9 protein-coding genes are annotated in these 9059 nt (G+C 66.4%); 7 read left to right on the forward strand and 2 right to left on the reverse strand.

The window, feature by feature from the left end; all coding sequences use genetic code 11:
* The first annotated feature begins 362 nt into the window (after positions 1–362).
* Positions 363–1535 (forward strand): hypothetical protein, encoded by a 1173-nt coding sequence (locus AB0M20_RS14055; RefSeq protein ID WP_364297967.1) that lies wholly within the window; start codon positions 363–365, stop codon positions 1533–1535.
* A 260-nt stretch (positions 1536–1795) separates the two neighbouring features.
* Here the strand turns inward: AB0M20_RS14055 and AB0M20_RS14060 are convergent, their stop codons facing one another.
* Entirely contained in the window at positions 1796–2758 is a 963-nt protein-coding gene (locus AB0M20_RS14060; protein ID WP_364297969.1) for a sugar-binding domain-containing protein, read from the reverse strand.
* 97 nt (positions 2759–2855) lie between these two features.
* Entirely contained in the window at positions 2856–4418 is a 1563-nt protein-coding gene (locus AB0M20_RS14065; RefSeq protein ID WP_364297971.1) for a DUF4038 domain-containing protein, read from the reverse strand.
* Positions 4419–4587: 169 nt separating this feature from the next.
* On the opposite strand from AB0M20_RS14065, the gene AB0M20_RS14070 reads away from it, so the two are divergent.
* From AB0M20_RS14070 to AB0M20_RS14095, 6 genes are all read left to right on the forward strand, one after another.
* Positions 4588–5478 carry a nucleoside hydrolase gene (locus AB0M20_RS14070; RefSeq protein WP_364297973.1) on the forward strand — a complete coding sequence of 297 codons (891 nt, stop codon included), beginning with the start codon at positions 4588–4590 and terminating at the stop codon, positions 5476–5478.
* 38 nt (positions 5479–5516) lie between these two features.
* On the forward strand, positions 5517–6821 hold the full coding sequence (locus AB0M20_RS14075; RefSeq protein ID WP_364297975.1) for an extracellular solute-binding protein: 1305 nt from the start codon (positions 5517–5519) through the stop codon (positions 6819–6821).
* A gap of 10 nt (positions 6822–6831) precedes the next feature.
* Entirely contained in the window at positions 6832–7761 is a 930-nt protein-coding gene (locus AB0M20_RS14080) for a sugar ABC transporter permease (RefSeq protein WP_364297977.1), read from the forward strand.
* Positions 7758–8672, forward strand: coding sequence for a carbohydrate ABC transporter permease (locus AB0M20_RS14085; protein WP_364297979.1), 915 nt, complete (start codon positions 7758–7760; stop codon positions 8670–8672). The genes AB0M20_RS14080 and AB0M20_RS14085 overlap by 4 nt, the downstream gene beginning before the upstream one ends.
* 23 nt (positions 8673–8695) lie before the next feature.
* Positions 8696–8857, forward strand: a complete 162-nt coding sequence (locus AB0M20_RS14090; protein ID WP_364297981.1) for a hypothetical protein — start codon at positions 8696–8698, stop codon at positions 8855–8857.
* On the forward strand, positions 8854–9059 hold a 206-nt coding region (locus tag AB0M20_RS14095), incomplete at its 3' end, for a hypothetical protein (RefSeq protein WP_364297983.1). The genes AB0M20_RS14090 and AB0M20_RS14095, both read left to right, overlap by 4 nt.

Below are 9059 nucleotides of genomic sequence, written 5' to 3' on the forward strand. Positions count from 1 at the left end.
GGATTAATCCCATGAAAGTACCAACTCAACAACACACTAACGCCTGTTGGTTCCAACCAATAGGAAATTGGAATAAGCAATTATCATCGACCGGCCGGCCCGCAAGTAAGCCCCCCGTCGGCGGCCGGATCGTAGCGCAGGCGCCCGGTTGCGTCGTCTCGACAACGCCCCGATCCAGGGCCGCAACACCCCGTCCGCCGGCGCGCTTCGCCGCGGCGAAATCATCCGCAAGGACCCTTCACCGGATGTGGAGGTCTTCGCTGTGCCCGTCGATCTGCTAGCCGTGACGTCGCCAACAGGCTGCGCCAGGCGCTGCGGATGCTCCGGAGGGCTTCGAACGTCTTTGAGCAAGGTGGACTGTCATGGATCAGCCGTCGGCACGTGATGAGGTGAACCCACCTCCCTCGGGCGTGCTGACGCGGGCCGGATTCGACTGGCGCGCAGCCGGGCTGGCGGTGGCGCTTTACGAGACGTTACGCCTGCTCGGCGTCGGGCTTGCCTGGCTCGTCGCGGAGGAGCAGCACCGCAACGTATGGGCGATGCTCAGGCGCTGGGACGCGGCGTGGTACGTCGGCGTCACGACCCGCGGCTACGACGCGGCCATCCCACTGAAGTCCGACGGCACGGACGCCACCTCGAACCTGGCCTTCTTTCCGCTGTACCCGAAACTGATCGCGCTAGTTGACCCGATAATGCCGGGCGGCGCCGCCATTTCGGGAATCGTGGTCACCTGGGCGTTCGGCGTGGCAGCGGCGGCCGGCGTCTACGCCGTCGGCAGCCACGTGCGCGACCGCCGCACCGGCATCATGCTGGCCGGGTTGTGGGCAGCCATTCCGCACGCATTCGTGCAGTCGATGGGCTACACCGAGACCCTGTTCACCGCTCTCGCCGCCTGGTCGCTGTACTTCACGCTGCGCCGCCGATGGCTTCGCGCGGGCGTGCTGTGCATGCTGGCCGGTCTTTCGCGCCCGAACAGTGTGTCGATCATCGTCGTGGTCCTGTTGAGCGCCCTGGCGGCCATCCTCCGGCGCCGGGACGGCTGGCGCCCGTGGGTGGCCGGCCTCATCGCACCGCTGGGCTTTGTCGGGTACGTTGCCTGGGTCGGCCACCGCCTAGGCCGTTGGGACGGGTATATGCACGTCCAGAATTCGGCTTGGAAGATGCACTTCGACTTCGGCGTCTACACCGTCCAGACCATGCAGAAACAACTCATCAGGGCCGAGCCGTTGGCCTTGTACGTCGTCACGCTGGTGTTACTGATTGTCATCGCGCTATTGGTCATCACTTCCCTGGACCAGTATCCGTGGCAGCTGTGGGTGTTTGCGTTCGTGCTGTTCACCATGGCGTTCCTCGGCGCCGGGTATTACCACTCCAAGGCCCGGAACATCATCCCAGCATTCACCGTTCTATTGCCGGTAGCGGCCGCACTGGCGAAGAGCCACCGGCACACTGCCGTCGTCGTCCTCGCGCTGCTAGCTGTCATATCCGCGGGTTACGGCATCTACCTCACCTCGGTCTGGACCGGCTCGCCATAAGAGCTCCTACACAACGAGGTGAGGATTGAGCCTGGGCGTCGAGCCGGCGGCCGAAGTCGGCTTTGAGGTCCGCGGCTCGGCGCAGGTCGCCCTCGTGGTCTGGGCGGATCTCGGCGATCGCCTGGGCGGCCGAGGTGATTGTCGTCGGCAGGACGGCGATCGTCGGCTCAGTGGCCGGCACCGCTCCGGCTCGGCGTGACCGCCACAGCGACATTGCCGCCGCGCCGCGGCAACCCAGTAATGGTCGCCGCTGGTCAGTGCTAGTGGCGGGCGAGCAGCGCCTCCGCGGTGCCCGTATCGGTGAGAATCACGTTGACCCAGCCCCCGGTCAAAGCTGCATGGATGGCGGCGTGCTTGCTCTGTCCGCCCGCAATACCAACGCGATGGCGGACCCGGCGCAGCATGTCAGCGTCGATGCCCACCACCCGATCGTCCAGCGCGCTCCGGACCGGGTCGCCGGCGGCATCGAAGTAGCGCTGGCATACGTCGCCCACCGCACCCGCCGCAAGCAGCTTGTCCTGCTCCGCCGGGTCAACGGCGTTGCCGCTCGCGCGCAGCAAGGGCGACGGCGGCAGACTGCCGATGCCGACCAGCACCATGGTCAACCGCGCCCACTCGGTGGCCACGTCCTCCATCGCCGGGTCCGTGAGCAGCGTGTCTCGGATGGCCTTCTTGCCGACCAGCCCGGGCGCGGGAACGAAAATGGGAGAGGCACCGATCAGCCGGGCCAGCTCCGTGAGCAGGCGGTTGCCCGCGGCCTGCGCCGATGGAGCGCCGAACCCGCCGACCAGCTGGATCACGCTGTCGGCGCCGGGCAGCCGCAGGGAATGCATGCGGTCCACCGCGGCGAGCAGGGTCTGGCTCCAGCTGGAGATGCCGATGCGCTCGCCGCCGGTCAGCGTGGTCTCCAGGTACGAGGCGCCGGCGGACCCAAGAGCGGCGGCGATGTCGTGCTCGGAGCCCTGTACATCAACGACGACTGCGTCGGCCAGCGCGTACTTCTCTTCCAGGGCTTCTTCGAGCTGGGTGTGCATGCCTTCGCCGCCGATCACGACGGTGCGGACGATCCCGAGTTCGGTGGCGCGCCGCAGCAGCCGAGAGACCCGGGCTTGGGACAGGTGCAGTGTGTCGGCGATGTTCGTCTGCCGGATACCGCGCTCGTGGTACATCCGGGCAACCTTGGTGATCAGCCGGATCTCGCCGTCCGACGGTGTCCGGGACATGCTGCGTGGTGCTGAGGTCATGAGGACCCCTCCCTGGCGGGGTGACCATCCAGGTCAAGAGCTGATGCTGCCATCTACTGAATAATAATGCAGTATGTCATTGGCCGGGCATGTGGGTACGGACGACGGCCGGCGCGGTGGGGGAGCAGATGATGAGGTACGGGCCGGCATGGTCGATCGCGAGCGGCACCCGGTCGGCCGGGCGCTCACCCGAAGTGACGAGGTCACCGCTGCGGGGGTCGACAATCCAGTAGAGGTCCGGAACGCGCCCGTCGGCGTCGAGGAACGTCCACGGGCCTCCATGTTCGGCGTAGCCGATGTAGATGACACCGGGGTCGAGCAATCCCCGGGTACTGGTCGATACGTCCCAGCAAGGGCTCGCATTCGCCAGCGGCAGGCCGTCGAGGATCTTGCCAACGAGACCGACGTACGCGCTGCCCTCGAAGTCCATCGCCTCCCGCCAGCCCGCATCCGGGCAGAGAAAATAGTCGCCGTGGCCGGGTTCGGCGGGGTGCAGCCGCCACTGCCAGAGGCTCGCCGCGCCATAGGCGACGCCCATGACCGCGCCGGCGCACACGTTGGACCATGCCTCGTGGCCCTGCCACCAGCCTTCGGCGACGCCGCGCCGGCCGGTGTGCTCGTAGCTCGGTTCACCGTTGATGATCGCCTTGACCGGTCGGTGTGCCCACATGGTGGCCAGCCGGTCCGGGACGTGGTCTCCGGTATGGCCGGTCTGGCACGACTGGAAGTCGAGCCAATCCGCGTCCTGGTGTGCGTCGTTGCGAGCGTGCGGCCGGTAGTGAATACCGGTCGGCTGGTGATAGGCGTCCGACGCGTGGAACTCGCGGCCGCCCGCCTCGATCTGCGGTTCGGTGCCCGCCCCGTCGGCGCCCGGTAGGTAGATCGCCGGGCGGGCGCCGTAGCGGGCGACCAGGTAGCGGCAGTAGCGGGCGTACTCGTCGGGCGGGATCACCGGACCTGCGACGTCGAGTCCCTTCCAGCCGTAGCCATGGAAGACCGGCTGCCAGATCGGCGTGATGCCGTGCTCGATCAGGACGTCGGCGATGCCGTCCAGATATTGGAAGTAGTCGACATTGATTCGAGTCAGCCGACCGTCGGGCAGGTCGTGGAAGGCCACCTCGAAACCCTCGTCGACGTTGCGCCCGGTCGGCCCGGTGGCGCGCATGTCGGGCTGCACGCTCATCAGCAGGACTGCGTTGAAACCTTTGGCCTGCCGGTCCGCGGCGTACGTCGTGACATCGTCGAGGGTCGCCCGCCAGGGCATCGCCCACGCGGTGTCCCAGACGAAGAAGACCGGCGATCCGTCGGCGTACCGGAAACTGCGGCCGCGCGGATCCGCAGTGATCAACCCGCGCGTCAGCGCCCGATGCGGATGGTCGTTCAGCGGCGGGCCGGCGACGACCCTGCCGCCGGCCTCGGTAAGGCCCTCGACCGCCCAGCGCCATTCGCCGGACGCCTTCGGGGAGGCGAACCGGACCCGCCAGGTGGTGCCGCCATCCCAGAAAAGTGGCCGCCGCAGCTCGTCGCCGTCGGAGTGCCGAAATGTCGCCCAGGCGTCAACCGCCATGTACGGGTCGTCGACCACGGGGCCGGTGATCGCCAACTCCACCTCGCTCCACTGGCCAGCGACGACCGTCATGACAGGTCCTCCTCATACCGCCCATGCCAGCTGCAGTTCGTAGTGCGCCCCTCGATGACCGGGCCGATCGCAGCCATCGAGCCGCCTCCGCCGTAGGGGTTGACTGAAGTTGCGGTGCCGATAGATTATGCAGATGTAATGCCGATGTCTATCTCTTGACAGGAGCGTCATGAAGTCGACACGCCGGCGCCGGGTGATCATCAACACGGACGCGAAGAACGAGGCCGACGATCAGTACGCGATCGTTCATGCCCTGCTCTCGCCCTCGCTGGACGTGCGCGGACTGATTGCTGCCCATTTCGGGCGGCGGCGCAGCGAGCGGAGCATGGCGGAGTCCCGCGAGGAGATCGACCGGCTGCTCAGCCTGATGGACCTCACGGGCGAGGTGACCGTTGCCGATGGTGCCGCCCTCGCCCTGACCGATGAGAGAACTCCGCAGGACAGCCCCGGCGCTCAACTGATCATCGAGGAAAGCCGGGTGGCGACGGAACGAGACCCGCTCTACGTCGCCTTCCTCGGGCCGTTGACCGACATGGCGTCGGCGATCTTGCTCGACCCGGAGATCGTCCGGCGGCCGGTGGTGGTGATCTGGATCGGCGGCGTCGGTTACGGCGGGCTGGAGACGTACCCGGGCATCGAGTTCAACCTCGGCAACGACATCACCTCGGCCAACGTGGTCTTCGACTCCGGCATCACGATCTGGCAGGTGCCGAGCAACGTCTACTCCCAGGTGTCGGTGAGCTACGCCGAGCTGGAGGAGAAGATCCGCGGCACCAGCGACCTCGCCGACTACCTGATCGACCAGACAGTCGAGTTCAACGAGACACACCACCCCGAGCCGATCGAGTCGCGCTCGCTCGGCGACTCACCGGCCGTCTCCCTCATGCTCTTCCCGCGCGGCGGCAACTTTCGCACCGTGCCGGCTCCACGCTTCGGCGCCGAGGGCCACTACCTGCCCGGTTCCGGGCACCCCGTACGGCTCGTCGAATCCGTCGACGTCCGCTTCCTGCTCGAAGACATGTTCGCCAAGATCCGGCGCTTCGGCCGGTCCCGCGCCTAGCTCCCCGCAGTACCAACATCCCCCTCCAAGGAGTCACCATGTCCGCATCTCACTACTCCCGCCGACGGTTCCTCGGCCTCGCCGCCACGGCCGCCGCCGGAGCTGGCCTCACTGCCTGCACCGGCGTCTCCAACGACAGCTCCAGTGGTGATTCGACCGGCGGCGGCGGGTCGAACACGCTGCGACTGTTCACCTACGAGGACACCGCCACTGTCGACACTTTCAAGGCTCAGGTTGCGAAGTTCGACCAACAGAACGGCACCAAGACCACTGTGGACAACCTGCCGGGCTCCGGAGCCGCCGTGTATCCGGACAAGCTGCGCACCGAGCTGCTCGGCGGGTCGGGTCCGGACGTGTGGCGCATTTGGGGCGGCCAGATCGGCGCGCCGTACGCCAAGGCCAAGCAGGCCGCCGACCTCACGCCCTATTACGCCAAACACGGCTGGGACAGCAAGATCAATCAGAATGCGATTGCCGGCATGACCTTCGACGGCGTGAAGAGCGGCGTCCCGTTCTTCCTGGCCGGCGTCGGCGGCTGGTACAGCAAAGCGCTTTTCGCGCAGGCCAAGGTCGAGGTGCCCAAGTCGTACGCCGAGCTGGAGGCGGCCAACGACAAGCTGGTCGCGGCCGGCATCACTCCGCTGGGCACCGGCGGCAAGTACGGCTGGCACATCATGCGCCTGTTCGAGTATCTGCTCGAGCAGTCGGCCGGCCCGGAGTTGCACGACAAGCTGCTGACCGGCGACGAGAGCTGGGACCGGCCCGAGGTTGTCACCGCGTTCACGAACTTCAAGAAGTGGCAGGACCGCAAGTGGATGCCCCAGGGCGCACTCGGCCTCGACCCCGCTGACATCGAACCGGGATACGTGCAGGGCAAGAACGCGTACACCATCACCGGCCAGTGGACCGAGAACAACGCCATCCTGAGCGCGAAGAAGAAGTCGGCGGACTTCGGCACCTTCGAGCTGCCCACCGACCACCAGCCATCCCGGCACTCAGGCTTCGTCGAGGGCTACATGGTCAACGCCAAGTCCGGCAACAAGGACAAGGCCGCCGCCCTCATCGACTTCCTGGTCACCCCCGACACCCAGAAGGCGCTCGGCATCACCGGATCCACGGTCACCGGCGCCGAGCCCGACAAGTCCAAGCTGCCGCTGTCCTACGAATGGGCCGAAATCAACAAGACCAGTCAGTTCTACACGATCCAGGACCAGGCGTTTCCCAAGCAGCAGGCCGACCAGTACTTCAGCCTGCAGAGCGAAATCTTGCAGGGCAAGGTCGATCCGGCCGCTGCGGCCAAGCGGATGCAGGAGATCGTCTCCGCCTGGGCCAAGAAGAAGTAGGACCACGGTCATGGCATCCACCGCCGGCGCGGTGACCACGCCGCGAACGCGACCCAGCCGTCAGAAGCGGCGCCACGGCGGCCTCACGCCGTGGCTGTTCGCCATCCCCGCGCTGGCCGTCTACATCTGGTTCCTGGTCTACCCGGCGTTCAACTCGTTGTACTTCAGCCTGACTGACTGGGACGGCCTGAGCCCTGGCTACAACATCGTGGGCCTCGACAACTACAAGGCCATGCTCAACGACGACGTCGTGCTCAAGGCCGCGATCAACAACCTGATCTGGACTGTCGTCACCATCGTCGTCCCGGTCGTCGTCGGCCTCGCGCTGGCGATCACCCTCAACGGCAAGGTCCGCGGCAAGCCGATCCTGCGGATGCTGTTCTACACCCCCGGGGTGCTGCCGCTGGTCGCCGTCGCGTCGATCTGGGGCTGGCTCTACAACCCGGATTACGGCGCGGTCAACGAGTTCCTGCGGTTGATCGGGCTGGACAGCCTGGCGCAACCGTGGCTGGGCCAGAACTCGACCGCGCTTGCCGCGGTGATGGTGCCGGCCATCTGGCTGCGCACCGGCTTTCCGATGCTGCTGTATCTAGCCGCGCTGCAAGGAATCTCGCAGGACCAGTACGAGGCCGCGACCATGGACGGCGCCACGAAGTCGCAGCAGTTCTGGCACATCACCATGCCCAACCTGAAGCCGGCGCACTACATCGTGCTGGCGCTGTCGCTGATCGACTCGTTCAAGGTCTTCGACCTGATCTACGCCACCACCTACGGCGGGCCCGGTTCGGCCACCCAGGTGATGGGCACCTGGATGTACTTCAACGTCTTCCAGTACTACCAAGCCGGCTACGGCACCGCGATCGCCGTCGTCATCACCGTCGTGGCCATCGCGGTCAGCATTCCCTACGTGCGGTCCCAGACCAAGGAGCACGACTCATGAGCAGCCTCGGCTCAGCCTCCGTGCCTCAGGCCGCCGCCGCGCTGCCCGACGCCGTCGTCGCCACCCGGGAACCGGTCGCGGGCCCGCCCAAGTCCAAAGGTGGCATCACCGCCACCGTCGTCCTGTCCATCGCCGCGGTTATCTGGATCTCCCCACTGGTGCTGCTGCTGATCACCAGCGTCCGCCCGCTCGCTGACTTCATCGCCAGCGGACCGCTGACCTGGCCGAGTGAGTTCACCTGGACGAACTTCACTGATGCGTGGAGCATCGGCAAGTTCGCCACCACCTACCGCAACAGCGCGATTCTGCTGCTGCTCAAGGTGCCGATCGGGGTGCTGCTGTCAGCCATGCTGGCGTACGCGCTGTCGAAGCTGCGCATCCGCTTCCGCCGCACCATCATGTTCACGGTCTTCCTCGGCCTGACCATCCCCATCTACATCACCATCGTCCCGGTGTTCATCATGCTGCGCAGCATGGGAATCACCGACAACCTGCTCGGGCTGGTCGGCCCCTATCTGGCCTTCGGAATCCCGTTCGAGGTGCTGGTCCTGCAGTCGTTCTTCCGGCAACTGCCCGGGGAGCTCATCGAGGCCGCACGCATCGACGGCGCCAGCGAATGGCGGATCTTCTTCCGGCTGATCCTGCCGCTGTCGCTGCCCGCGCTGGTGACGGTTGCCATTTTGGACGCCGTCTCGACATGGAACGAGTTCCTGTTCGCCCTGATCGTGCTCAACTCCGACACCAGCAAGACCATCCCCGTCGGACTGCTCAACTTCCAGGGCCAGTTCGCCAACAACAACACCGGCCTGGCCGCCGGCATCCTCATCGCCGTCGTACCCATCCTGATCGCCTACGTCGTCCTGCAGAAATGGATCGTCGGCGGCCTCACCGCCGGCGCCACCAAGGGCTGACCCACCCACGGAGGTTCGCACCCATGTCCAGCCCACCAGTGCTCGGCGCAGGTATCTGGCACGTCGCCACCTATCTGGACGGGTACGCCACCGCGCTGCGCACGGCACAGTCCGCGCACGACGCGCTCGCCGCGCAGCGGCTCGTCCAGCAGGTGCTGGTCAGCTCGATGGCGGCCGAGGCATGAGCGCGTTGGCGGTCGAACACGTAACCATGCCCGTGCTCGGCCGGCTGGCGCCGCACGCGACCCGGGCGGAGCAGATCGCGCACATCGCCGAGGCGGCGCGGCAGATCCGGATCCAGGATCTCAAGCTGGTGCATCATGCCGGTGCCGGGCAAAAAACCTGCACGCTTAATGTAGATCAAAAGCTTAACGCAAATGAAATAGA

Origin of the sequence: Actinoplanes sp. NPDC051633, assembly GCF_040681735.1 — a bacterium.
In the GTDB taxonomy this organism is placed as follows: domain Bacteria; phylum Actinomycetota; class Actinomycetes; order Mycobacteriales; family Micromonosporaceae; genus Actinoplanes.

Bases quoted from the DNA above. Each gene is read 5' to 3' on its own strand.
- AB0M20_RS14055 (WP_364297967.1), top strand. From the start codon at position 363: ATGGATCAGCCGTCGGCACGTGATGAGGTGAACCCACCTCCCTCGGGC.
- AB0M20_RS14060 (WP_364297969.1), bottom strand. From the start codon at position 2,758: ATGTCCCGGACACCGTCGGACGGCGAGATCCGGCTGATCACCAAGGTT.
- AB0M20_RS14065 (WP_364297971.1), bottom strand. From the start codon at position 4,418: ATGACGGTCGTCGCTGGCCAGTGGAGCGAGGTGGAGTTGGCGATCACC.
- AB0M20_RS14070 (WP_364297973.1), top strand. From the start codon at position 4,588: ATGAAGTCGACACGCCGGCGCCGGGTGATCATCAACACGGACGCGAAG.
- AB0M20_RS14075 (WP_364297975.1), top strand. From the start codon at position 5,517: ATGTCCGCATCTCACTACTCCCGCCGACGGTTCCTCGGCCTCGCCGCC.
- AB0M20_RS14080 (WP_364297977.1), top strand. From the start codon at position 6,832: ATGGCATCCACCGCCGGCGCGGTGACCACGCCGCGAACGCGACCCAGC.
- AB0M20_RS14085 (WP_364297979.1), top strand. From the start codon at position 7,758: ATGAGCAGCCTCGGCTCAGCCTCCGTGCCTCAGGCCGCCGCCGCGCTG.
- AB0M20_RS14090 (WP_364297981.1), top strand. From the start codon at position 8,696: ATGTCCAGCCCACCAGTGCTCGGCGCAGGTATCTGGCACGTCGCCACC.